The sequence below is a fragment of the Propionivibrio pelophilus DSM 12018 genome, assembly GCF_059569095.1.
Window position 1 is genome coordinate 1 of record NZ_JCANUT010000029.1, and the last position, 25004, is coordinate 25004.

The following is a 25004-nucleotide window of genomic DNA, read 5'->3' on the forward strand; positions in this document are numbered from 1 at the left end:
GGGCGGTCCGGACGCACTGGGGGATCGAGTCGATGCACTGGGTCCTCGACGTGACCTTCCGGGAAGATGCCTGCCGGGTGCGTAAGGACGAGGCCGCACGCAACCTCTCGTTACTACGAAAAATCACCTTGGCCATGCTTCGCCTCGATACTGCCTATCCCAAGAGCAGCCTTCGCCAGCGCCGCAACCGTGCTTCCCGAAAACCGCTCTACCGCGCCGAACTCCTTGGCCTTCGCCAACGCACGAAAGCGGCCGTAGGAAAACCATCTACATGATGAATGTGTAAGCGATTGCCGTGACCGAGAGGATCTGCGGTACTGCGCCGCGCGGCGAACACGCTACAATATGCGCCTTTCCCAACATCGCGAGAACTCCCGTGGCTGCAACCATCCTGCAAAAGATTCCCGCCGGCGAGCGCGTCGGCATCGCCTTCTCCGGCGGCCTGGACACCTCCGCCGCTGTCCACTGGATGCGCGGCAAGGGCGCCATTCCCTGCGCCTACACCGCCCACCTCGGCCAGCCCGACGAATCCGATTACGACGCGATTCCGCGTCTGGCCCTGGGCTACGGCGCCGAGATCGCCCGCCTGATCGACTGCCGCGCGCAACTCGTCGCCGAGGGCATCGCGGCGATCCAATGCGGCGCGTTCCACATCAAGACCGGTGGCAGCACCTACTTCAACACCACGCCGCTCGGCCGCGCCGTCACCGGCACCGCGCTCGTCGTGGCGATGAAGGAAGACAACGTCAACATCTGGGGTGACGGCTCGACCTACAAGGGCAACGACATCGAGCGCTTCTACCGCTACGGCCTGCTGGCCAACCCGTCGCTGCGCATCTACAAGCCGTGGCTCGACCAGGACTTCATCGACGAACTCGGCGGCCGCAAGGAGATGAGCGAATACCTCATCAAGCACGGCTTCGACTACAAGATGAGCGTGGAAAAGGCCTACTCGACCGACTCCAACATGCTCGGCGCCACGCACGAAGCCAAGGATCTGGAGTTCCTCAAGAACGGCATCAACATCGTCAAGCCGATCATGGGCGTCGCCTTCTGGCGCGACGACGTGGAGGTCAAGGCCGAAACCGTCTCCGTGCGGTTTGAAGAAGGTGTCCCGGTCGCGATCAACGGCCAGACCTTCGCCAGCGCGGTCGACCTGTTCGCCGAAGCCAACGCCATCGGCGGCCGGCACGGCCTCGGGATGAGCGACCAGATCGAGAACCGCATCATCGAGGCCAAGAGCCGCGGCATCTACGAAGCCCCGGGCATGGCCCTGCTGCACATCGTATACGAGCGCCTGGTCACCGGCATCCACAACGAGGACACCATCGAGCAGTACCGCATCAACGGCCTGCGCCTCGGCCGCCTGCTCTACCAGGGCCGCTGGTTCGACCCGCAGACGCTGATGCTGCGCGAAACCGCCCAGCGCTGGGTGGCGCGCGCGATCACCGGCGAAGTCACGCTGGAACTGCGCCGCGGCAACGACTACTCGATCCTCGACACCGTCAGCCCGAACCTCACCTACGCGCCCGAGCGCCTGTCGATGGAAAAGGTAGAAGACGCCGCCTTCACGCAGATGGATCGCATCGGCCAGTTGACCATGCGCAACCTCGACATCTCCGACACCCGCCACAAGCTGGGCATCTACAGCAGCAGCGGCCTGCTCGGCTCGCAGAAGGACGGCAGCATTCCGCTGCTCACCGGCGGCGCCGAGAAGAAGTAAGCGCGAGTCACGCGTCCTGCCAGGCCCGCCGACCGGCGGGCTTTTTCATTCAACGCTATCGGGCCACCCTCCCTTCTCGGATATCGGATTGTTGCCGCCTGGAACCTGCTCATCGTGGCAGTACCGTGTGACGCATGCGTTGCATCAGCACGCTGTTGCAAAACTACGCTTGATCTCGCACGAGCAACGTCGCATCCTTGCTGCCCTGATTTCATGTCATCGCTTCAAACGTCACCAGACGAAGGTAAATAGAATGCAACTCCGCCGCATGCGTTGGTCCTGGCGACCAACGCAAGGCCTGTGCCTCACCCTGCTGCTCGCTGGATGTGCCGCCGTCGGCCCGGATTATGTGGCGCCGAAACTGTCGGACATAAGGATTCCCCGGCAGTGGACGTCCTCCGGCGAAATGGCCGGCGGCGACCAAGGCTCGAAGGCCGCCCCATCGCCCGCTTTGCCGTGGTGGACCGAACTGGACGACCCACTACTCGACCAGCTGGTGAGCGAGGGCTTCCGCACCAGCTCGACGCTGGAAGCGGCCGTGGCGCGAGTCAGGCAGTCGCGCGCCGCCTTCGCGGGAAGGCGTGCCGCCGGGGGCCCCTCGGTCGATGGCGAGGCGGCCGGCGAACGTGCCGTGAGCGATTCGAGCGGAGCACCTTACACGGAGTCGTGGTTGTCGACCAATGCCTCGTGGGAAATCGACCTCTTCGGCTCGGTTCGCCGCGGCAACGAAAGCGCCAGGGCGCGTGCCGCCGCACAGCAGGCGACGCTGGACGACGTGCGCGTGAGCCTCGCCGCGGACATTGCCGACGCCTACCTGAGCTTCCGGGCGTGCCAGTCGGACGTTGCGCTTGGCGAACAGGACGTGCGTTCCCGCGAAGCGACGGAAAAGCTCACCGCCGCCAGCGTCACCGAAGGGTTCACCGCGCCTTATCAGGCAATTCGCAGCAAAGCCTCGGTCGCCGAGGCGCGCACGCAACTCGCATCACGGCGAGCCTATTGCGCACGCCAGGAAAACCTGCTGACGCGCCTTACCGGCATTCCCCGCCCGACCTTGATGGAACAGTTGGCCGACAAGCCGACCGGGCTGGACCGCTTGCCCGTGCCGAAGCACTTCGGCATCGCCATCCCTGAGCAATCGCTCAATCGGCGCCCGGACATCCGCGCCGCCGAGCGCAAAGTCGCCGCCGCCTCGGCCGATATCGGGCTGGCCGAGGCCGATCGCTACCCACGTCTATCGCTGAGCGGCTCGCTCGGCTATTCGGTCGAGGGATCCGGCAGCGGCGCGCTCTCGTTTGGCTCGTGGTCGTTTGGCCCGTCGCTCAGTCTGCCGATCTTCGACGGCGGGCGGCGCAAGGCCGCAGTAGACGTCGCGAAGGCGCGTTACGACGAAGCGCTCGCCGAGTTCAAGACAGAAGCGAGAAACGCTATCCAGGAGGTCGAGGATGCTCTGACGCGTTACGCCGCCGCTCACGAACGTGCGGAAAACGCCCGCGTTTCGGCCAACCAGTACCAGCAATTCTTCAAGACGGTCGAAATCCGCTATCGGGAAGGCGCCAGCGACCTCCTCGAACTTGAAGACGCCCGGCGTTCCATGCTTGACGCCCAGCAGACGCTGCTCGGCGTCATGCAGGAACGCCTCCAGGCTTGGGTTGCGCTCAATCGAGCGACCGGCGGCGCCGCACAATTCGCGCCGGATGTGCCCAAAGCCGATCATTCAAAACAAGCACAGGCGTACCCGGTCAAAACCCCGTCGCCCGTGACGCCAGTCAAATAGGCAAGCCAAGCAAAGAAAGTCATTCATGCCGTACGACTTCAACTCACATCATCGCCAAAAGCACCCCGTCCTCGTCTGTCTCATCGCACTGACCACCGTCTTCGCGCACGGGGCAGCGAATTCCTCATACGCACAGGACTTGGCGTCCGACGGCGCGCCGATAGCAGAGTCCGCATCCGCACCGATCGCAACGCCAGAGCCGGCGACGCCGGTGACCTTGGTCAAGCCGAAAAGCGCGCTCTGGCCCGACCAAATCGAAGCTACCGGCAGCATCATGCCGTGGCAGGAAACAAAGATCGGTGGTGATATCGGCGGACTGCGCCTGGAAAGCATACTGATCAGTGTCGGCGATACCGTGACGAAGGGCCAAGTGCTCGCCCGACTCGATACGGCGGCAGTCGAGGTAGACCTCGATGCGGCCAACGCGCAGCTGATGGAGGCGGAAGGCACGCTTGCCCAAGCCGTCGCGACGCTCGATCGCGCAAATCGGCTGGCGCCATCGGGCGGCCTCAGCCAGCAGGAGCTGACGCGCTACGAGACGCAGAAGAATACCGCCGAGGCTCGCGTCAATGCGGCGCGCGCGCAGGTCAGGCGGCAGCAGCTGCGCCTGAAGTTCGCGACGATCGTCGCCCCCGACGATGGCGTGATTTCCGCGAGTTCGGCCTCGGAAGGTGCAATCGTCCAGTCAGGCAGCGAACTGTTCCGGCTGATCCGCCAGGGCCGCCTGGAATGGCGCGCCGAGGTCAAGGGTGAAACGCTGCTCAGACTCGCCATCGGCCAGCAGGTAATTGTCAATAGTCCGCTCGGCTCGGAGGTCAAAGGGCGAGTGCGCCGCTTGTCACCGACCATTGACGTGACGACCGGAAACGGTCTGGCGTATGTCGACCTGCCGGCCGAGACCAACCTGAAGGCCGGTCTCACCGTTTCGGGCAGTATCAGCCTGAGCACGCGCAAGGCGCTGTTCCTGCCGTCCAGTGCCGTCGTGCGAGGCGAAAACGACGCGCATGTGTTCACGATTGGGCCCGAGAACAAGCTCGTTGCCGTCAGCGTCTCGACCGGGCGAACCCGGGGCAATGCGGTCGAGATCGTCAGCGGACTCGACGAGCGCAGCCGGGTGGTCGGTGGCGACGCCCGCCGTTTGCAGGCCGGCCAACTCGTTCAACTCGTCGATGCTTCGCCGCACGAGCAGGAGTCTGAATCGCCGGGGGGCGCTACGGAAGGCAACTGATCCGGCGAGCATTTACTTGACCGATCGAAATCGCAAGCATCGGCTTGCTGTCCGACTTTTGGAAAAATGAGCCGAAGAAGCAGGTCGGATGACTTAACGTCAACCGCTTAGTCCGCACCCCCCTCTTTTCTCGCCAGCGCCTTCGACACGGCATCGAACATATCCAGAGGGATCGGAAAAACGATCGTCGAACTCTTGTCGCCAGCAATGTTGGACAGCGTTTGCAGGTAGCGCAATTGCATGGCCTGCGGCGACCGGGCGAGCACCTGCGCCGCCTCCAGCAGTTTTTCCGAGGCCTGCAGTTCGCCCTCGGCGTGGATCACCTTGGCCCGCCGTTCCCGCTCGGCCTCGGCCTGGCGGGCGATGGCGCGCACCATCGACTCGTTGATGTCGACGTGCTTGATCTCGACATTGCTCACCTTGATGCCCCACGAATCGGTCTGCGCGTCGAGAATCTGCTGGATGTCGACGTTGAGCCGCTCGCGCTCGGCTAGCATGTCGTCCAGGTCGTGTTTGCCGAGCACCGAACGCAGCGTTGTCTGCGCCAGTTGCGAGGTGGCTTCGAAAAAATTGGCCACATGAATGATCGCCCTCTCCGGATCGACGACGCGGAAATACACCACCGCATTGACCTGCACCGAAACGTTGTCGCGCGAAATCACGTCCTGGCTCGGCACGTCCATCACCACCAGGCGCAGATCCACGCGAACCATCTGCTGAATGCCCGGCACGATGATCACGATGCCCGGCCCCTTCACCTGCCAGAAGCGCCCGAGCAGAAACACCACGCCCCGCTCGTACTCGCGCAGGATGCGGATGCTGGCCACGGACAGTATCACCAGCAGCAGGATCGCGCCCGTCCAGCCGATATCCCAGCCGATTCCCCAGTTGATGTCCCATATCATCATTTTCCTTCTCCTTTCTCACTCTTGCCTTCCGGTTCAACCACCAGCAGCACCCCCTCGACGGCGACTATCCGCGCCTTCTCGCCACTGCGCAGCGGTGCCGAGCTGCGCGCCCGCCAGCGTTCGCCGGAGGCGCGCACCCAGCCTTCCTGCTTGAAGGATTCCAGCGCCACCGCGGTGGCGCCAAGCATCGCCTCGACGCCCGACACGACCGGATGCCGCCGCGCGCGCAAGGCGAACGCCGCCGCCCCGCCGAGCAGCAGCGCGCTGACCACCGCTAGCGGCACGATGAGGCCCAACGAAATCTGCATCCCCGGCACCTCGCCGTCGATCAGCATCAGCGCCCCGGCAACGAAGGCGGCGATGCCGCCGATACCGAAGGCGCCGAAGCTCGGCAGGAACGCCTCCGTCACCATCAAGGCGATGCCGAGCAGCAACAACAGGACGCCGACGGCATTGACCGGGAGCATGGCCAGGGCATACGCCGCAAGCAACAGGCAGATCGAGCCGATGATCCCGGCGACGCCGAAACCCGGCGTGTAGAACTCGAAGAGCAGGCCGTAAACGCCGAGCATCATCAGGACCAGCGCGATGTTCGGATCGGCGATCGACGCCAGCAGGCGCTCCTTCCAGTTCGGCGCGATGGCCTCCACGGCCGCGGCGTCGAGCGCCAACGTCACCTCGCCGGAAACGACCGTGACCTTGCGCCCGTTCGCGGTGCGCAACAACTCGGGCAGATCCGCGGCGATGAAGTCGATCACCTTCTGCTTCTTCGCCTCCTCCGCGGAGAGACTCTCCGCCTCGCGCACCGCGCGCTCCGCCCACTCGGCATTGCGCCCGCGCAGTTGCGCCAGGCTGCGGATGTACGCCGAAGCATCGTGCACCTGCTTCCTCTCCATCGCGTTGCCGGACGGCGCACCGTTCTTTTCTTTCCCGGATTTATCCTCGCCCGGCTTGGCCCCGCCGATGCCGATCGCCACCGGCGTCGCCGCCCCCAGATTCGTTCCCGGCGCCATCGCCGCCACGTGGGAGGAATAGAGCAGGTAGGTCCCGGCACTGGCCGCCCGCGCCCCGGACGGTGCCACCCAAATGGCGACCGGCACCGGCGAGGCGAGAATCCCCTGGATCATCTCGCGCATCGACGAGTCGAGCCCGCCCGGCGTGTCCAGCTGCAGCACCAGCAGATCGGCGCGAGCCCGCTGCGCCTCGTCCAGTGCCCGCAGGAAATACGCCGCGCTCGCGGGGCTGATCGCCCCTTGAATCTCGGCAACCTTGACCGTCGCGGCGCCCACCGGCAGCGAGAGCAGCAAGGCAGCGACGACGGAAACGAGGAAGAAAAAGCGTTTCATCTTTCCTCCGCAGCAAAGACCGGCCCGACGCGGGCGTCAATTCAGCATAGCAGGGGGGAGGAAAAAAGCTGGAACGATTGACTCAAGCGGCCGGTTGCGCGGAGAGCATAGCGCCGAACAACCGTCACACAACGTCTCCGCAAGACGTGAGTTGGCAAAGAGGAACGGCACTTCCCTCAGAATCGGTCTTGCCCGCTGACGACCCACTGCCGTCACTCATCGCCTCAATCATCCAGTGGCAAGCCTCTGAGTCAAGCCGTCGTTCAAAGCAGTCGTTGCTGGGGCGGCTTCCCAGAATTATCGAATGACAACTCATGGCCGGGTGGAGGTTGTAATTATTCGGCGCCCTCATTTGTTAAAAATGGGAACGGCATTCAGATCGACGCGGTCGACGCACGCATAACGAGCGTCGGCTCAAGGTAGGTGGCCGACCCAGCACGCGCCGGGTTGGCCAGCCTTGCGCAAATGCTGTCGATTGCCGACTCCGCGATCTGGGAGAATGGTTGGCGAACCGTGGTCAATGAAGGCGATGTAAAACTCGCGAGCTGTATATCGTCCACCCCGACGATGGAAATATCGCCAGGCACCTTTACACCCAGCTTGTGAAAGCCGGACAGCATTCCAATGGCCAAAAAATCATTCATCGCGAAGATGGCCGTCGGGCGGGGTTGCATGGACATGACATGCGCGGCGGCCAGATGACCGAACTGAGCCAAGTCTGCATCGTTATGAGAGGTCGCCTGCACAGGAACGTCTTCGTCGGTGACGACCACACCATCACCGAGACCATTTCGTTGCATCGCGTTCCGGAACCCCCGCAAGCGCGTCAGGCGATGCGGCGTCAAGGGAGTTGCCGTGACGAACACGATCGATTTATGTCCCTGTGATACAAGGCAGTCGACAACTCGTTCAGCAGCAAGCACATGGTTTATCGAGACGATGTCCACGCGACCCACTCCCGGGTCGGAACCAAGCGTTTCGAACAGCACGAAAGCCACTCCCCGCCTGATGAGCGCGGACATGGCGCTCACGTTCTGCAGAACCGATGCGGCCAGAATTCCACGCACGCCGTAGGACACGAGTTCCCGGACAAACGCCATCTCACGATCAGGATCCCGTTGCGTGTTGCACAGAATTACCCGGAACCCCTTTTTCTGCGCTGCGGCGTCCACCGCAACCGCCAGTTCCCCGTAATAGGGATTAACGACTGTCGGAACCAGCAGGCCTAACATCGGCGCATGCCCGGTCTTGAGTTGCCGCGCCGCGCTGTTCGGCATATAGCCCAGATCCCTGATCGCCCGAGCGATGCGTTCACGCGTCTCCAGCCGCATTTCCCCCATCCTGTCGTTCAGGTAGTTCGAAACGCTAGTGGAAGAGACTCCGGCGGCTTTCGCTACATCCTGGATAGTCACGCCACGGGGTTCGCGCACGACTGCTTACTCCTTCAAAATAACATTCGCATTTCGGCCGGCCCCGCCGACCTGAGCCGTTGATGATACCAGCCGCTGCGCGGCGTCGCTGTCCCGACATTACCCTTCAACTCGCCCCGGAATTACGTTTAGCACCTCGTAGCAAGCCCCCATGGTGTGGTAGTCCGCCTTGTTGCTGTACGACTTTCTTTCGTCATAACGTAGATTGCTTCGAGTCAGGACGCGGTACCAGGCCCCATAGGTGTGATCCACGAAGTACGTGAAGCTGTAATTCCAGAGGCTGTTGTACCAGTTCCAATAGACTTCGCAACCGGTCCTGTCGGCGAGTAGCGCAGACGCGGCAATACTTTCCGCCTGAACCCAGAAGTACTTGTCCTGATCATAGGGATTGCCCGCGAGGTCGTATCCGTAAATCAGCCCACCGAACTCGTGATCCCAACCAAATTTCATGGCGCTGTCGAACATTTCGATCGCGCACCCCAGCCGCCACGCTTCCGGTCGATGCCTATCGAGAATCAGCAGCAGCTTGGCCCACTCGGCCTGGTGACCGGTCTGAACGCCCCACGGGCGGATGCTGTTACTCCGGTCATTGCGATTGTAGTCGAGGTCGGGTTCCCAATCACTTGTGTAATGTTCCCAGAGATGCACCCCGGTTTTCGCGCGTTGACGGACGGTCATGTTCGCGGCCAGCCGGGCCGCGCGGTCCAGAAACACGTCATCTCCGGTCGCCTCGAAGGCGCAAATCAGCGCTTCGCACGCGTGCATGTTATCGTTTTGCCCGCGATAAGCGCCCACTTTCCAGTTGCTGTCCGCCTCGCAGGCGTAAAGCCCGAACTTTTCGCTCCAGAAACGGGTTTCCATCAGGTCGAACGTTTCGTATATCCATCCCCGGGCTTCAGCGATACCCGCTTTCATCGAGCACGCATAGGCCAGCATCACGAAGGCCAGGCCGTAGCAATGATTGGTCGCGTCGATGACTCTGCCGTCACTGATCTTCCAGGCATACCCACCGGCATCAGGGTTCCTGTGAACGCTTCGTAGATAGCGCAGGCCATGGAGCACGTACTCCTTGTACCTTTGGCTGTCGAATTGCCGAGCGGCCATGGCGTAGTTGAAGACGAACCGGCACGACGCCACGAGCGTCCTCAAACCGGGATTGAAAACGTCTCCATTGTTCATGAAGCAATGAAAGAAGCCGCCTGACGGATCGAGCCCCCGGTCGTCGTAGAACGACAAGATGTGACGGATATGCTGGAGCAAAAAATACCGGCTCCTGAAATCGATCGGGTAGTTCACGCTAGTCCTTTCTCTCGGGATTCTGTCCCCCGCGGGGAGTTCTTTCAGACCGAGCTGAGTCGATACAGTGATGATTCACATGATTGTGCAGTCCGCACGGATCGTGCCTTCGTTACATGAACTGCGGCGAGATCAACCGTGGCAGGAAGAGAATGATGTCTGGGATCATGCACAGCAGTAACAGGATTCCCAGCATTGGCGCCAAGATAATCAATACATCCTTGAGCACCTGATGGATGGACATCTCTCCGATACGCGACGCGATAAGCAAGCACATGCCGTACGGAGGCGTCACCAGGCCAAAGGCCAGCGATACGACGCCGACCAGGGAAAAGTGAATGGGGTGTATACCCGCCGCCTGCGCAACCGGAAACATGATGCTGCCCATGATGATGATGGCCGGAATGGCATCGATGAACAGGCCGACGAAAAGGAAAACAGCAGAAATCACCAGAATGATTCCCTTCGGACCGAGCCCCCACCCGTCGATCATCCCGACCAGCGCCTGCGGGACGCGATAGAAGGCCAGCAACCAACTGAATACCGAAGCCGTACCGACGCAGAAGAGCGATACACCAACGAGTTTCGCCGTATCGCTCAGGTAATGAATGAACTTCGGACCATCCAGAGAGCGATTGGCGACCCCGATCAGGATCGAGTAAACCACGGCAATCGCCGACGCTTCGGTCGGTGTAAAAATACCGAACGCGATCCCGAACAGGATGATGATTGGTGTCACCAAGCCCGGAATCGCACCGCCCAAGGATTTCACGAAGTGGGCAAAGCTGGCCTTTTCGTAGCGCGGATACTGGTATTTCACGGCGTAGAAATACACCGTCATCATCATCGAGAGACCGAGCAGTACCCCCGGGATGATTCCGGCCAGGAACAGCGAACCGACGGAAATGGACATCGTGCCGCCCCAGATCAGCATCAGGATGCTGGGCGGAATGATCACGCCCATGACCGCGGAACAGGCGGTTATCGCAATCGTGAAGCTCCGATCGTAGCCCTGTTTGAGCATGGCCGGGATAAGCACCTTGCCGATGCCCGCCGCGTCGGCGGTCGAGGACCCGGAGACTCCCGCGAAAAGCATGCTCACGAAGACATTGATATGGCCCAGCCCGCCCGGAAAATGCCCCACGGTCGCAGTGGAAAGATCGATGAGCCGGCTGGTGACTCCGGTCGCATTCATCAGATTCGCGGCCAGCAGAAAAAATGGGACCGACAGTAGCAGGAAAGAGTTGTACGAGTTGTAGGTTCTGTCGATAAGTGCGAAGAAGGATACGTGATCGGTGAACAGAATCACCGGAACGCACGCCAGTCCCAAAGCGAAGGCGACGGGAATCCGCAGGAACACCAGCGCGATAAAGAGCCCGAAAAGAACCAGAGCGGCAACTAGAGGATCCATGGCTAGCGTGCTCCCTTGCGGATTTTCTTGATGACGATCTCGGCGAGGAAGATCAGCGAGAGCCCGCCGAATGCTGGAATAGCCGCACCGACCCAGAGCATTGAGATCTCGGAGATATCGGAGACATCCCAGCGTAGAACTTCGGCATACGGCAGGCCGCGGAAGAAGAATATGGCGCAAAAGGCGGTTTCCATCAGCAGGATGAAGCTCTGCCAGACGATATTGACGATCCGGGATCTGTGCTCGCCAAGAATCTCAAGCACGAAATGGGTCCGCTCGCGGACTCCGATGGCGCCGCCGAGGAATATGACCCATACCAGCAGGAAGCGGGAGATTTCCTCGGTCCATATGGCTCGGGGAAACACCGGAATCCAACGGGAGGCGACCTGATAGACCACCATGACGAGCAGGATGCCCATCAACAGGGCCTGGAAAACGGAGACGCCCCGATGCAAACCACCGACGAGCTTTTCGAGCGATTTCATTGGATGTGATATCCCTGATACCGGCCGGCCAAGGAACCGGCCCGGTCGTATTCAGTGCACGGCCCCCGCCTTTGGCGGGGACCACCTGGCGACTCACGCTACTTTACGGCCTGGATCTTGTCGTACACGTCCTCGAGTTTGGCTTCCTTCACGTACTCGAGAAGCGATGGCGTCGCGAGTTCGCGGAACTTGGCTTTGTCCGCGTCCGAGAACGGATGTACCGTCACAAGCTTCTTGTCTACCAGCGCGTTGATTTCCTTGTCTGCCAACGCGAGTTCGACTTCCGTGCCGTACTTGCCGGCTTCGGCACCCGCCTTGAGAATCGCTGCCTGAACCTTCGGCGAGAATTTCTTGTAGGCCTTTTCAGACATGAACAGCGGGCGGACCGTGATGGCGTGCTCGTTGACCGTGTAGTGCGGCGCGACTTCATAGAATCGCATCTGGGCGTAGCCAACCTTCTCGTTCTCCAACCCCTGGATCACCCCGGTCTGGATCGCCGAGTAAACTTCGTCATAGGCGATGACCGACGGCGCGGCACCGACGGCCGTAAACACCTTCGACCAGATCTTGGCCCCCTGGACGCGCAGACGAAGCCCCTTGAGTTCGTCCATATTGCGGACCGGTTTGTTGGAAATGATGCTGCGACTGGCGCCGCCTGCATAGCCGATCGGCCGGATGTTGGCCACCTTAATCAGATCGGCCTCGATATCCTTGAATACCGCGCTGTCGAGAACCCGGTTGCGGTGCGCCAAATCCTTAAAGAGCAGGGGCATATCAACGATGGCGATGCGCGGCGCCCGCTGGGCAATGTGCGACGGCGAAATGATGGCGAGATCAACCGACTCGCCCTGGCTCATGAACCGCAGGTAATCCGATTCAATCCCCAATGCCTTGTTGAGGCTGTACTTCAGTTCGACCTTCACCTCGTCCTGATACTTGTTGACGAGTTCCTCGAACTTTATGTAGGTCTGCGTGAATGGATGATCCTTGTCGAACATCGATGCCGCGCTCAAGGTTACGGTCTTCTTTTCTGCGGCGATGCTGGAAAATGCGGAGAGCAACGCAGCAACACCAAGAACAAGTGCGCGTTTCTTTGACAAAAACGACATATTCATACCTCCGTGAAATGATGGACTCTCAACCTGTATCGTTACAGCTAAAGCGCACAACAATCCTTACATCGATCGCCAAGAGATTCCCACAGCAGGACTTTTACTGCCTTCAATCCTTTTTTTCTTGTTGAAAACGTAACTGTAACGTTTCAGTAAAATATCCATTTTATTCTTCCGCCGCAAGTTTTTTTTGGTGGAAAACTTAAACAAGAAACACGAGTGCTGATACACGAGAAAAATTACCCGGTCTGCGCTGGGGGACCACCCTGACGGTAGTGCCCCGCCCCATGGCTAGCAGTTTGCTCAATCGCATAGACCGTAAATGCACACCGAATGTATATTGCGGGAAAAGGGATTGAAACAACCATGCTGCAATACATAAAAGCTGGAGTGCCGGAGCGGCAGGCCAACTATCAGACCATCAGTGAGGCGCTTACTGCTGGAAAATGGTCGTTGCTTGCGAGCACAACAACGCAGCAAGTTTTGCCACGTGCAGCCTTTCTGACCTGCGGAAGCCCCAATCGAAGAGCGAAATGAAGATGCCTGCGGAGCTACTCGACCCTCGCGCCAATATGAGGGACTTGCGCCGGTCCCTTACGATCGTAGTCCTGTATTTTTCACTCTGGCACTTTGCCTCGATTATGAATGTTGCCACTGACGCAAGCGCCTTCTACCCGGCCTGCGGCGTGCTAATGTTCTTCTTTTACCACAGGGGCTGGCGTTGTTTGCCGGCCGCCGTGCTCGCCATGGTGCTCGTCGACATTAGTCAGTACCACTCGTTGATTCGGCAGACATCTAATGACTTGCACCTGCTGCGTCAATTACTCGTCTATGGCGGACTGGCAATGCTGGCTCAGCGCCGCAACTGGTTAAACCTGTCTGCTCATTCGCTGCCTGCGGCGATCCGCCTCGTTTTCCTCAGCCTGGGCGCGTCACTTCTCTCCGCGATGCTTGCCATCGGTATTTTCTGGTTCTTCTTGCCCGAATTGCGCGGAGTATTGAGGAGTATCTTTTTCGGTTTCTGGATTGGTGATTTCACCGGACTCTTGATGTTCCTCGGTGCGGCCAAGGTCATCCTGATTTGGCGCAACCAGCGCCAAGTTTCGCAAGTGCAATCCAGCGGTTACACGATCGCAGGTCTCATTGGTCTATGTGCCATGGCGATTGGCGTGGTGGTGTTGGTCGTCATCCTGACCGCTAACGGCTTGATGCAGACCTACAGCTACTTGGTTTTGCTCCCGGTCATCATGGGAGCCACGGCCTACGGGCTTGGTTTCGGCGTTATCGCCAGCATACTGACCAATCTCAGCGCGGTAGGTACTTACGTAATGTTGGATTCGCAACAGATGGACCCAGTTCAGGTGCAGACGCTATGCGCCGTGGTCATGACTGTTGGCATGATGATCGGCGCAGCGGTAGATGATCGGCGGTTGGCACAGTTCGAAGCATGGCACGATCCCCTGACGGGGGTATTGAACAGGCGAGCCTTCTTCGAACAGGGGCACATGCTCTTGGCGCGCGCCAATCGCCACGGTTTCAATATTGCGTTGATCATGCTCGATCTGGATCATTTCAAACTCGTCAACGATCGTTATGGACACGATGCGGGCGATCGCCTCCTGCGATCGGTCGCTCAATGTTGTACTGCGGTTACTCGCCGAGGGGATCTGTGCGCCCGTCTCGGCGGCGAAGAATTCGTCCTTCTGCTGGAAGACACTGACCCTGCCGATGCAACCGGTGTCGCCGAAAGGGTGCGCCAAATGATCAGCACGCTCAAGCGAGGTGAATCGGAGGACGCTGTGACAGCAAGTTTTGGCGTCAGCATGCTTGTCGGTGCAATCAAGACGCTGGATAAGTTGCTGCACGATGCTGATCGTTTGCTCTATGTGGCCAAGAATACCGGGCGTAACCGAGTCGTCATGAACGACCTCCCTTCTCCACCAAGCGCGGCGCAGACGTCTGCTGCTGCCGCGGTCGGTTAGGTAAGAACCGAATTGTTCATGATATGTCCAGTGGCATTATCTTGATCGGATCGGCCGCTAAGATAACCGGGGGTAACGCCATCTCATTTCCAGATCTGCTCGCAGCCTGAACAAAACGACGCAGCCATTGTGAATGGCAGCAAGAGGTTCCGTTGCCGCCGTGGCGTCAAAATTTGCCAGAGACCGGTTGTGGCCGCCTCCGGCCATTTTTCCCAGTTCACCGCCCGGCCTCGCCGGGCTCCGTACCTACGCAGATCGTCGCACTGAAACTGGTCAACATCTGCATGAGTAAACAAGTTTCTCCATACGGCGACAAGGCAACGCCGAACCTTGCCGTAATAACGCATTCACGTTCCGAATCTCCAGCAGATGAAAGAAGCGAGCCGGCGCCTTTGCGCTGATCATCGAGATGGTGCCCGGCGCACTTTGCCGCAGAAATAGCCGCCGCAGTCTCCATTCCCACTGTCGGGATCGGTGCCGGTCGCCGTTGCGACGCGCGGGTTCTGGTGTGGCAAGACATGGCAGGTCTGCGTACCGGGCGTCTGCCGCGATTCGTCGCGACGTATGCCGACCTGCGCACCGTGCTCTGCAAGGCAGCACGAGACTATGCGGCGGATGTTGAAGCCGGTACATTTCCAGCGATTGAACACACTTTCTGACCCGGCAACAGTCGAAGACACTCGATCGGGCTTTATCTTCTGAACAAGGACAGGAAAATGCAAAAGGAATTCGTCCAGGTCGACGCTTTCACCAACCGCCCGCTTTACGGCAACCCGGCCGCCGTGGTTTTCGACGCGGACGAGATCCCGGCGGAGACCATGCAGAAGATCGCGCGCGAGATGAATCTCTCCGAGACGGTTTTCATCCTCAAGCCCACCGCGCCGGACGCCGATTACCGTGTGCGCATCTTCACCCCGATGAACGAGTTGCCCTTTGCCGGGCATCCCACGGTCGCGGCGGCGCATTCCGTTCTGGCGCGTTACCCGGACAAGGCCGATGCCACGCTGCTTCGCCAGGAATGCGGCATCGGCATCGTGCCCGTCGAAGTCCTGCCTGCGACGGGCGGGGGCAAGTTGCTGCGCATGACGCAAGGTGCGCCGGTCTACCGCGACACGGCGCTGTCGCGTGTCGTCGTCGCGGAAATGCTTGGCTGCGCCGAAGCGGATCTGGCGGCGAGCCCGTTCGAGGTGGTGTCGACGGGTGTGCCGTGGTTGATCGTTGAACTGGCGCGATTCGAGGCGATCTCCGAACTCAATCCCGATCAGGGTCTCATCGCCCGCGAGTGCAAGGCGCTGCGCGCTGCCGGGCTCACCGTGTTCGTCGAGCGCGGCGACGGCGGGCCGGTCCGCATACGGGTACGGACCTTCGCGCCCGGCGAAGGCGTTCCCGAGGATCCGGTCTGCGGCTCCGGCAACGGCTCGGTCACGGCCTTCATCGCGCGCCACAAGCATCCGGACCAGGCGGCGGGCAGCTACGTCGCCGAGCAAGGCATCGAAATCGGGCGTGACGGCGAAGTCCATGCTTCATGGGAACGGGACGGCGATGCCTTGCGTGTGCGAATCGGCGGCGAAGCCGCCGTCGCTGCGAGCGGGCAACTGTTTCTGTAACCGTCCGCTACCGACTGGGCAGGCTGCCCCGGCGGACTCCAGAATGCATGAAGCCCATGCCGGTCGGGCATGGGCTTCATCATCCTTCGACCTCGTAGCAATTGACCGAGGTATTCGGCTGTCGCCGTTGGGGTACTACACAATCATCACGTACTGCGGTGGAGTATCGACCATCGTGCCTCCAATCTCGTTGTTTCCGAGACGCCTGACAAAACAACCATCAGGCTGGTGTCCAGACTACTCCTCCCGCCGCAAATGTCCAGTCTTGACTCGTACGCGGAGTCGGTTCCAAATTACGGTTTTTTGTCTGCGAAAAGTCGGCCTCCCATTTCCCTCCACGCCCGGCTATTTTCGAGTCCCACGAGCGACGCGAATTTTCCAGCCGACCAATGCAATCGCACACGACTGATCATAAGACCGGCTGCGCCAAAAACTCACCTGGAATGTGGTTTGCTTTGTATCCTGCCGATATAATCCCCCCCCCCGGACCCACCCCTTGCCGCCGCCGTACCTCTTTGTCACGCCTGAGACGCTCTTCACGCGAAAGCCCCGATCTTGCACTCTGTTGTTCAACCGTTGATTGCACCGATTGCACGCCGTTCAGTCTGGTTATCCTCCAGGAACGACGACGCCCCAGCGCGGACACCGGAGACCAGTTTCATCGAACCGATGCTCAGGCGTCGCCTCAGTTCGCTGGCCCGGGCCGTGCTGCATGTTGCCCATGACTGCGCACAGGACGTGACCGATGCGCGGATCGTTTTCGCATCGCGTCACGGCGAGTTGGCGCGAACGACGAGGATGCTGGAGAGCCTTGCAACTGGCGAAGAACTGTCGCCGACGCTGTTCAGCATGTCCGTGCTCAACGCCAGCGCCGGACTGTTCTCCATCCTGCAAAAGAACACCGCGCCCTCCACGGCCATCTCCGCCGGCAGCGCCAGCTTCGGGCACGGCTTGCTGGAGGCCTGCCTGCAATTGGCAGAAGAGCCCGACCTGCCGGTGCTGTACCTCTATGCCGACGAGCCGGCGCCGGCGGACTACGAGGCGGGCGAGCCGCTTGACCGCCCCACGCTCGCGTTAGGCCTGCTGCTCGATTCCTCGGCGGCGACACGCGTGTCCTGCACGTCGCTCGCTACCGGCTCAGCCCCGAGTAACGAAGCACAGGCACAAGCTTTTGTCCGCGCGCTCGACGACGGGAAAGCAGAGTGGCATGACGCCGGTCGAACCTGGCGCTGGGAAAGGGACTCCTGATGGGACGCCTGATGTTTTCCCGGCTGAATTACTGCTGGCGGCTGGTCGCGACCGGCGGGTGCTTCGCCGTCTTCAGCCTAGGCGGTTTCGCGCTGTGGACCTTCGTTTTCCCCGCCGTCAGCGTCGCCTACCGGCGCACTTGCGCCCGGAAAACGCGCTGGATCATTCACAAGTCCTTCGGCGCCTTCCTCTGGCTGATGGAGACGGTCGGCATCATGCGCATGCAGGTGGACGGCGCGGAAAAGCTGCGCGAGAGCGGAGGCATGCTGGTCCTGGCCAATCATCCGACGCTGATCGACGTCGTGGCGCTGATCTCGCTGATGCCCGAAGCCAGCTGCGTGGTCAAGCAGTCGCTGTGGAGGAACCCCTTTCTCGGCGGCGTGGTCCGGGCCGCCGGCTATATCAGCAACTCGGATTCCGACAGGCTGATCGACGACTGCGCCGGTGACCTGCGCCAGGGCAGACCGCTGATCATCTTTCCGGAAGGAACGCGCAGTTGCCCCGGCGAGCCGCTGCGTTTCCAGCGCGGCGCCTCGCACATCGCCTTGCGCAGCCAGGCTCCGGTCATTCCCGTCGTCATCGACTGCACTCCGACAACGCTGACCAAGCGCGAGAAGTGGTACCAGATTCCGCCGCGCCGCTTCCACCTGCGCATCCGCGTACTCGACCCCGTGCGCCCGGAGCACTGGGTCGAACCGTGCGAAACGCAAACGATCGCCGCCCGCAAGCTGACGCGGGCACTTGAAGGTTTTTTTAGTCAGGAACTCACCCGATGGACATGCTGAAACAGGAAATCAAGCGCCTCATCATCGACGCGCTCGACCTCGAAGACACTCAACCGGAAGACATCGCCGACGACATCCCGCTGTTCGGCGACGGCGGCTTCGGCCTCGACTCGATCGACGCACTCGAACTGGGCATCGCCCTGCGCAAGAAGTACAAGGTGCAACTGGAAGCCAACGACGCGGGCAACCGCGAGCATTTCCGCTCGGTCAACAGCTTGGCGCAACTGGTCAAGGCCCAGACGCAAGCCGTCTGAGTCATCGTTTTTACTGGGCAAGAGAATCATGAACGACGAACAAATCCTCGACAAACTCAAGGAAATCCTCGAGGAATCCTTTGAAATCAGCCCCGAGCGCGTGGTACCGGAAGCGAACCTCTTCCAGGAGCTCGATCTCGACAGCATCGACGCCGTCGATCTGGCGATCAAGCTGCAGCAACTGACGGGCAAGCGGATCAAGCCCGAGGACTTCAAGACGGTTCGCACCGTCGGCGACGTAATCAGCACCGTCAAGCAGTTGATGGCCGGCTGAGCCCGCACGTGCGCCTCCATTCCGACACTGCGCCCCGATGGGACTGAAGCGGCTGCTCCCCCTGTTGTCCTGGCTGCTCTACCCGATGGCCATCTTTTTCGGGCTTCGTATCGCCGAGCCGCGCCACGTCGCGCTGGTACTCGTGGCGGTGCTCCTGATGCGCCGCGGCCGGCAGGCGACCCGCCTGCTGGCGAGCCTGTCGCGCATCGATCTGGCGACCCTCGGTAGTCTGCTGCTGCTTGCCGGAGCGACCGCGGTAACCAACAGCGAACTGCTGCTGCGCCTGTACCCCGCGGCGGTCAACCTCGGAATGCTGCTTCTTTTCGGGAGTTCGCTGCTCGCGCCGCCCTCCATGGTCGAGCGATTCGCGCGGCTCGGCGAGCCCGACCTCCCGGAAGCGGCCATCGGCTACACACGCCGCGTGACCCAGCTCTGGTGTGCCTTCTTCATCGCCAACGGAGCCATCGCCACCTATACGGCACTGTGCGCCAGCCGCGACGACTGGGCGCTCTACAACGGCTTTATCGCCTACCTGTTGATGGGCGCCTTGTTCGCGGGCGAGTGGATTTATCGTCGCCTCTTCATCATGGGGAAAACAGGATGACGGTTTTTCCACCCCACCTGATCGCCCTGCCTGACCTGTTCAACCGGGGCCGTGCCGACGATCATCCGGTAGCCCACGACGGACAGCGGCTGATCGTCTGGCGCGAATTCTCCACGCGCGTTTCCCGCCTCGCCGCCACGCTGCGGCAACGCGCCGAAACGCGCTGGCTGCTGACCAGCGACGACCCGCTCGACTTCACCGCCGAACTCTTTGCCCTCCTGCACTCCGGGAAGCAGGCTGTCATTCCACCGAACACCCGTCCGGGAACGCTTGAAGCACTGGCGGCAACCTTCGACGCCCGACTGGACACTCTGACGGTCGGCGACGCCTCGCCAACTTTCCCTCTCGCGGCGATCGATCCGCACCAGGCGATTATCGACCTGTACACCTCGGGCAGCACCGGCGAGCACAAGCAGGTACGCAAGACGCTGGCGCAGTTCGACGCCGAGGTCGCTGTCCTCGAATCGCTGCGGGGCGAAAAGATCGGTGCGGCGGCGATCCTGGCGACGGCACCGCACCAGCACATCTACGGGCTGCTCTTCCGGATATTCTGGCCGCTGGCCAGCGGCCGGGTTTTCGACGCTGTGACCTGCGCCCATCCTGACATGCTGGAAGAACGCCTCGCCGTCTTCGGCCACGCGGCGCTGATTTCCAGCCCGGCCCAGCTGACACGCCTGCCCGAGCTGCTGCCGCTGGCGTCGCTGCAGCCGAAGCCGGTCGCCGTCTTCTCCTCCGGCGGCCCGCTGCCGGGCAGCGCGGCCAGGGCGCTGGCCGACGGCCTGGGCGAAGCGCCGATCGAAGTCTTCGGCAGCACCGAAACCGGCGGCGTCGCCTGGCGCCAGCAAGCCGGGGCAGACGGCGATTTGTGGACGCCGTTTCCGTGCCACACGGTGACCGCCTCGGATACCGGCGCGCTGACGCTGCGCTCGCCCTTCCTCGCGGACGATGCTCCCTGGGTAATGGATGACGGCATTGCCCTGATGGCGGATGGCCGCTTCCGTCTGCTTGGCCGCCTCGACCGCATCGTCAAGATCGAGGAAAAGCGGCTGTCCCTGCCGGACATGGAGTCCCGGCTGCTCGCCCACGACTGGGTGGATTCGGCCGCCGCCGTCGCGTTGAACGGGCATCGCCAGAGTATCGGCGCCGTCGTGGTACTCAATGACCAAGGCAAAGCAGCGCTGAGAGCGTCCGGAAAACGCGCTGTCGCACTGACGCTGCGCGCGCATCTCGCAGATCACTTCGACACGGTGCTGCTGCCGCGCCACTGGCGCTTTCCCGAGCAACTGCCGGCCAACGAACGCGGCAAGGTGGCCGATGCCGCACTGGCGTCGCTGTTCGAGTCGCCTGCGGTTACTCCCGGGGCCGCGCCCGACCTGCCGCTGCTGCCCGACGTCACCGCCGTCAACTTCGCCGAGGGCAACCGGAGTCACGTCGTACTCGATCTGCACGTCACGCCCGACATCGCCCACTTCGCCGGGCATTTCCCCGGCGCGCCCCTGCTACCGGGGGTTGTACAGGTCGATTGGGCGGTGCGCTTCGCGCGCCGACATCTTTCGCTAAAGGGCAATTTCTCGGCTTTGGAAAACCTCAAGTTTCTCGGCGTCATCCCCCAGAATTCAAGGCTTCAGCTCGCATTGAACTGGGACGCGGAACGCCGGCGGCTCGATTTCGCCTACACCACGCCGCAGCGCAAGTATTCCGCAGGACGCATTCTTTTTGGCGGTACCGAATGAGCTTCTCGCCCTGCCTGCTGATCCCGATCTACAACCACTGGCGCAGCATTCGCGCCACGGTCGAACGCCTCGCCGGCTACGCCCTGCCGATCTTCATCGTCGACGACGGCAGCGACGAGACCACGCAACGGGTTCTCGCCGAGCTCGCCACCGATTTTCCGCAGGTTCGCCTGTTCCGCCTGCCGCAAAACGGCGGCAAGGGCTCCGCGGTGATGCGCGGCATGCGCGAGGCGCTGGCCGCCGGTTTCACCCATGCGCTGCAGATCGACGCCGACGGCCAGCACGACACCGCCGACGTCCCGCGCTTCCTCGAACTGAGCGTCGCCCATCCGCAGGCCGTCGTTTGCGGCCAGCCGATCTATGACGCTTCGGTCCCGAAAGGGCGGCTGTATGGCCGCTACATCACCCATTTCTGGGTCTGCGTCGAAACGCTGAATCCGGCGATCATCGACTCGATGTGCGGCTTCCGCCTCTACCCGCTGGCCGACACCTGCGCGCTGATCGACCGCGTCGCTATCCCGACGCGGATGGATTTCGACATCGAAATTCTGGTCCGGCTGGCCTGGGAAGGGCTCGAGTTGCTGGTCGTCGAAACGCGCGTCACCTATCCCGAAGACGGCCTGTCGCACTTCGACATGCTGCGCGACAACCTGCGCATTTCGAAAATGCACACGCGCCTGACCTGCGGCATGCTGCTGCGCTTGCCGATCCTGCTCACGCGCAAGGTGCTTGGCCGGCGCGCCGCCGGGCAGCACTGGTCGCGCCTCGCCGAGCGCGGCAGCGTGCTCGGTCTGAAGACCGTCTTCGCTTGTTACCGTCTGCTCGGTCCGCGGGTGGCGCGCTGGTTGCTCTATCCGATCATCGGCTATTTTTTCCTGACCGGGGAAAAGGCCCGCGCGGCCTCGCTCGATTACCTGCGCCGCGTACATCGCCTGAACGGCTGGCCGGAACCGGGCTGGCGCGACAGCTTCCGGCACATGCTGGCGTTCGGCCAGTCCGGGCTGGACAAGCTGGCCGCCTGGCTCGGCGAACTGGGAAGCCGGCAGGTCGACTTCCCGGACCGCCCCGAACTGCACCGGCTGCTCGATAGCGGGCAAGGCGCGGTACTGATCGGCGCGCATCTGGGCAACCTCGAAATGATGCGGGCGCTGGCGGTCAACGAACGCCAGGCGACGGTCAATGCCGTCGTTTTTACAGAGCACGCGCAACGCTTCAACGACATGCTCAAGCAGGCCAACGCCGAATTCGGTGTCAACCTGATTCAAGTCTCGCACCTGGGGGCGGACACGGCGATCCTGCTGAAGGAGAAGATCGATCGCGGCGAATTGGTGGTCATCGTCGGCGATCGCACCCCGCCAACAGAACGAAGCAGCCGCCGGGTCAGCCGGGTAGATTTTCTCGGCGAACCCGCCCCGTTCGCGCACGGCCCCTTCATCCTCGCCAGCCTGCTCGAATGCCCCGTTTATCTGGTGTTCGGCCTGCGCGAGACGCGGGGCAGCCAACCCGGCTACCGGATTCACCTGGAGCACTTCGCCGAGCGGATCGACTTGCCGCGGCGAGAACGGCAGTCGCGGCTGCAGGCCTATCTCCAGCGCTATGCACAGAGGCTCGAACACTACTGCCGGCTGGCGCCGGAGCAGTGGTTCAATTTCTACGACTTCTGGCAGGGGAGCGCCCCTGCCACTGACGGGGCACGGCAAGACTCATGAACGTTGGCACATCTCCCAAGACGCTCGAAACGCACGTAACCGTCGGCGAACAGCGGCTGCGCATCGAGGACGTATTGCACGTGGCGCGCGGTGAAGCCGGCGTGTCTCTCTCCAACGCCCCGGAGTTTTCCCGCCGCATCCGCAGCGGCGCGCAGTATCTGGAACGCCTGTTGGCCGACAATGGGGTGATCTATGGCGTCACCACCGGCTACGGCGACTCCTGCACCGTCGGCATCCCGCCCGAACTGGTCGCCGAGCTGCCGCTGCACCTGACGCGCTACCACGGCTGCGGCCTCGGCGACTATCTCGACGACGAACAGACGCTGGCCGTGCTCGTCTGCCGCCTGAACTCCCTCGCCCAAGGCTATTCCGGCGTGCGCTGGGAACTGCTCGAACAGCTGGTGGCACTGATCCGGCATCGCGTCCTGCCGTTTATTCCGGCCGAAGGCTCGGTCGGTGCCAGCGGCGACCTGACGCCGCTGTCCTACGTCGCCGCCGCGCTGATCGGCGAACGCGACGTACGCTTTGCCGGGCAGCGCCGACCGGCGTCCGCGGTTCTCGATGAACTGGGGCTGCCGCCGCTCCGGCTGGCGCCGAAGGAAGGACTGGCGATGATGAACGGCACCGCGGTGATGACCGCGCTGGCCTGTCTGGCCTGGCAACGCGCCGAGTCGCTGACGCGCCTGTGCTGCCGCCTGACGGCGCTATCGTCGATCGCCCTGCGCGGCAATCGCGGTCACTTCGATCCGCGCCTCTTCGCCGCCAAGCCGCACGCCGGCCAGAACGAAGCCGCCGCCTGGATCCACGCCGACCTGCATCCCGACGACAAGGAGATCATCCGCCTGCAGGACCGCTACTCGATCCGCTGCGCGCCGCACGTGATCGGCGTCGCCCGCGATGCGCTGACCTGGATGCGCCGTGATATCGAGAACGAACTCAACAGCGCCAACGACAACCCGCTGATCGACGGCGATGCCGAACTGGTGCTGCACGGCGGCCACTTCTACGGCGGCCATATCGCCTTCGCCATGGACGCGCTGAAGACCGCCGTGGCCAATCTGGCCGACCTGATGGACCGCCAGCTGGCCCTGCTTGTCGATAGCCGGTACAACCACGGGCTGCCGCAGAACCTGTCCGGCAGCACCGCCGCGCGTGCGCCGATCAATCACGGTTTCAAGGCCGTGCAGATCGGCGCTTCCGCCTGGACCGCCGAGGCGCTGAAGCTGACGATGCCGGCCAGCGTCTTTTCGCGTTCGACCGAATGCCACAACCAGGACAAGGTGAGCATGGGCACCATCGCGGCACGCGATTGCCTGCGCGTCCTCGACCTGACCGAGCAGGTCGCCGCGGCGCTGACGTTGGCCAGCGTGCAGGGCGTCCACCTGCGTCGGCAGCTGCCCGATGCCGACCCGACGGCGTTGATGCCGGAGGTCGAGGCTTTCATGAGCAACGTCGCCGAACATTCCGCCTTCCTCGACGAGGACCGCCCGCTGGAAGCCGAACTACGCCAACTGACCCGCCTGATTCGGCAGGCACACTGGGAGCTGTACCCGCATGCCTGAGCTGACCGCCAGCATCGACGTCGAAGTGCCGTTCCACGATGTCGATGCGATGAACGTGGCCTGGCACGGCCATTACGTCAAATACTTCGAGATCGCCCGCTGCGCCCTGCTGCGCCGCTTCGACTACGACTATCCGCAGATGCAGGCCTCGGGCTACCTCTGGCCGATCGTCGAATGCCATCTCAAGTACATCCGCCCGGCGCTCTACGGCCAGACGCTGCGCGTGCAGGCGACGCTGCTCGAATACGAGAACCGCATCAAGATCGGCTACCGGATCAGCGACATCGAAACCGGCGAACGCCTGACCAAAGGCTACACGACCCAGGTCGCCGTCGACGCCACGACGCGCGAGCTGCAATTCGTCTCGCCGCCGATCGTCTTCGCCAACATCGAAAAGGCCTGTGCAAAATGAACCTGAAAAACTCAATTCTTCACCGCAAAGGCGCAAAGGTTCGCAAAGAAAATCCAGGAACCGCGTGAGAATGTCGGGGTATCCGGTGATCACACCTACCGTAGTCGGACCACCTGTTTGT

At 62.0% G+C, this 25004-nt stretch carries 22 protein-coding genes and 2 pseudogenes; 17 read left to right on the forward strand and 7 right to left on the reverse strand.

The genetic code is table 11. The features are described from left to right. The 4 genes and pseudogenes from BO74_RS12435 to BO74_RS12450 form a co-directional block, all read left to right on the forward strand. Positions 1 to 143, forward strand: a pseudogene (locus BO74_RS12435) (ISAs1 family transposase); the annotation flags it as partial. A 233-nt stretch (positions 144 to 376) separates the two neighbouring features. Continuing rightward, positions 377 to 1723 (forward strand): argininosuccinate synthase, encoded by a 1347-nt coding sequence (gene argG, locus BO74_RS12440; RefSeq protein WP_496442691.1) that lies wholly within the window; start codon positions 377 to 379, stop codon positions 1721 to 1723. Positions 1724 to 1976: 253 nt separating this feature from the next. Continuing rightward, positions 1977 to 3497 (forward strand): efflux transporter outer membrane subunit, encoded by a 1521-nt coding sequence (locus tag BO74_RS12445; RefSeq protein ID WP_496442692.1) that lies wholly within the window; start codon positions 1977 to 1979, stop codon positions 3495 to 3497. A gap of 25 nt (positions 3498 to 3522) precedes the next feature. Beyond that, positions 3523 to 4725, forward strand: coding sequence for an efflux RND transporter periplasmic adaptor subunit (locus BO74_RS12450; RefSeq protein ID WP_496442693.1), 1203 nt, complete (start codon positions 3523 to 3525; stop codon positions 4723 to 4725). Between the two features lie 107 nt (positions 4726 to 4832). Here BO74_RS12450 and BO74_RS12455 read toward each other — a convergent pair whose 3' ends face one another. From BO74_RS12455 to BO74_RS12485, 7 genes are all read right to left on the reverse strand, one after another. Further along, entirely contained in the window at positions 4833 to 5630 is a 798-nt protein-coding gene (locus BO74_RS12455; protein ID WP_496442732.1) for a slipin family protein, read from the reverse strand. Next, on the reverse strand, positions 5630 to 6979 hold the full coding sequence (locus tag BO74_RS12460; protein WP_496442694.1) for an NfeD family protein: 1350 nt from the start codon (positions 6977 to 6979) through the stop codon (positions 5630 to 5632). The genes BO74_RS12455 and BO74_RS12460 overlap by 1 nt, the downstream gene beginning before the upstream one ends. Before the next feature lie 374 nt (positions 6980 to 7353). Beyond that, positions 7354 to 8409, reverse strand: coding sequence for a LacI family DNA-binding transcriptional regulator (locus tag BO74_RS12465; RefSeq protein ID WP_496442695.1), 1056 nt, complete (start codon positions 8407 to 8409; stop codon positions 7354 to 7356). A gap of 99 nt (positions 8410 to 8508) precedes the next feature. Beyond that, complete coding sequence (locus BO74_RS12470) at positions 8509 to 9705, reverse strand: AGE family epimerase/isomerase (RefSeq protein ID WP_496442696.1); 1197 nt, start codon at positions 9703 to 9705, stop codon at positions 8509 to 8511. Between the two features lie 112 nt (positions 9706 to 9817). Next, positions 9818 to 11116: a TRAP transporter large permease gene (locus BO74_RS12475; protein WP_496442697.1), complete on the reverse strand. Its 1299-nt coding sequence runs from the start codon at positions 11114 to 11116 to the stop codon at positions 9818 to 9820. 2 nt (positions 11117 to 11118) lie between these two features. Next, positions 11119 to 11601, reverse strand: a complete 483-nt coding sequence (locus tag BO74_RS12480) for a TRAP transporter small permease (protein WP_496442698.1) — start codon at positions 11599 to 11601, stop codon at positions 11119 to 11121. Between the two features lie 98 nt (positions 11602 to 11699). Continuing rightward, positions 11700 to 12710, reverse strand: a complete 1011-nt coding sequence (locus BO74_RS12485) for a TRAP transporter substrate-binding protein (protein WP_496442699.1) — start codon at positions 12708 to 12710, stop codon at positions 11700 to 11702. Between the two features lie 336 nt (positions 12711 to 13046). Between BO74_RS12485 and BO74_RS12490 the strand changes: the two genes are divergently transcribed. The 13 genes and pseudogenes from BO74_RS12490 to BO74_RS12550 all read left to right on the forward strand — a co-directional run bounded on the left by BO74_RS12490 (position 13047) and on the right by BO74_RS12550 (position 24883). Continuing rightward, complete coding sequence (locus tag BO74_RS12490; RefSeq protein ID WP_496442700.1) at positions 13047 to 13250, forward strand: hypothetical protein; 204 nt, start codon at positions 13047 to 13049, stop codon at positions 13248 to 13250. Next, a complete protein-coding gene (locus tag BO74_RS12495; protein ID WP_496442701.1) occupies positions 13247 to 14695 on the forward strand; it encodes a GGDEF domain-containing protein in 1449 nt (482 codons plus the stop codon). The genes BO74_RS12490 and BO74_RS12495 overlap by 4 nt, the downstream gene beginning before the upstream one ends. A 428-nt stretch (positions 14696 to 15123) precedes the next feature. Next, positions 15124 to 15354: pseudogene (locus BO74_RS12500) on the forward strand (3-methyl-2-oxobutanoate hydroxymethyltransferase); the annotation flags it as partial. 57 nt (positions 15355 to 15411) lie between these two features. After that, on the forward strand, positions 15412 to 16302 hold the full coding sequence (locus BO74_RS12505) for a PhzF family phenazine biosynthesis protein (RefSeq protein ID WP_496442702.1): 891 nt from the start codon (positions 15412 to 15414) through the stop codon (positions 16300 to 16302). 555 nt (positions 16303 to 16857) lie between these two features. Further along, the gene (locus tag BO74_RS12510) at positions 16858 to 17550 is read left to right on the forward strand and encodes a beta-ketoacyl synthase chain length factor (protein ID WP_496442703.1); all 693 of its coding nucleotides are present in this window, start codon (positions 16858 to 16860) and stop codon (positions 17548 to 17550) included. Next, complete coding sequence (locus tag BO74_RS12515; protein ID WP_496442704.1) at positions 17550 to 18335, forward strand: lysophospholipid acyltransferase family protein; 786 nt, start codon at positions 17550 to 17552, stop codon at positions 18333 to 18335. Before BO74_RS12510 ends, BO74_RS12515 begins: the two co-directional genes overlap by 1 nt. Next, positions 18323 to 18589, forward strand: a complete 267-nt coding sequence (locus BO74_RS12520) for a phosphopantetheine-binding protein (RefSeq protein WP_305075414.1) — start codon at positions 18323 to 18325, stop codon at positions 18587 to 18589. Before BO74_RS12515 ends, BO74_RS12520 begins: the two co-directional genes overlap by 13 nt. Positions 18590 to 18617: 28 nt before the next feature. After that, positions 18618 to 18863 (forward strand): acyl carrier protein, encoded by a 246-nt coding sequence (locus BO74_RS12525; RefSeq protein WP_496442705.1) that lies wholly within the window; start codon positions 18618 to 18620, stop codon positions 18861 to 18863. A gap of 37 nt (positions 18864 to 18900) precedes the next feature. Beyond that, positions 18901 to 19467, forward strand: coding sequence for a COG4648 family protein (locus tag BO74_RS12530; protein WP_496442706.1), 567 nt, complete (start codon positions 18901 to 18903; stop codon positions 19465 to 19467). Next, the gene (locus BO74_RS12535) at positions 19464 to 21200 is read left to right on the forward strand and encodes an ApeI family dehydratase (RefSeq protein WP_496442707.1); all 1737 of its coding nucleotides are present in this window, start codon (positions 19464 to 19466) and stop codon (positions 21198 to 21200) included. The genes BO74_RS12530 and BO74_RS12535 overlap by 4 nt, the downstream gene beginning before the upstream one ends. Further along, positions 21197 to 22909, forward strand: coding sequence for a glycosyltransferase family 2 protein (locus BO74_RS12540; RefSeq protein ID WP_496442708.1), 1713 nt, complete (start codon positions 21197 to 21199; stop codon positions 22907 to 22909). The genes BO74_RS12535 and BO74_RS12540 overlap by 4 nt, the downstream gene beginning before the upstream one ends. Beyond that, positions 22906 to 24471 (forward strand): HAL/PAL/TAL family ammonia-lyase, encoded by a 1566-nt coding sequence (locus tag BO74_RS12545; protein WP_496442709.1) that lies wholly within the window; start codon positions 22906 to 22908, stop codon positions 24469 to 24471. Before BO74_RS12540 ends, BO74_RS12545 begins: the two co-directional genes overlap by 4 nt. Then, the gene (locus BO74_RS12550) at positions 24464 to 24883 is read left to right on the forward strand and encodes an acyl-CoA thioesterase (RefSeq protein WP_496442710.1); all 420 of its coding nucleotides are present in this window, start codon (positions 24464 to 24466) and stop codon (positions 24881 to 24883) included. The genes BO74_RS12545 and BO74_RS12550 overlap by 8 nt, the downstream gene beginning before the upstream one ends. Positions 24884 to 25004 lie beyond the last annotated feature (121 nt).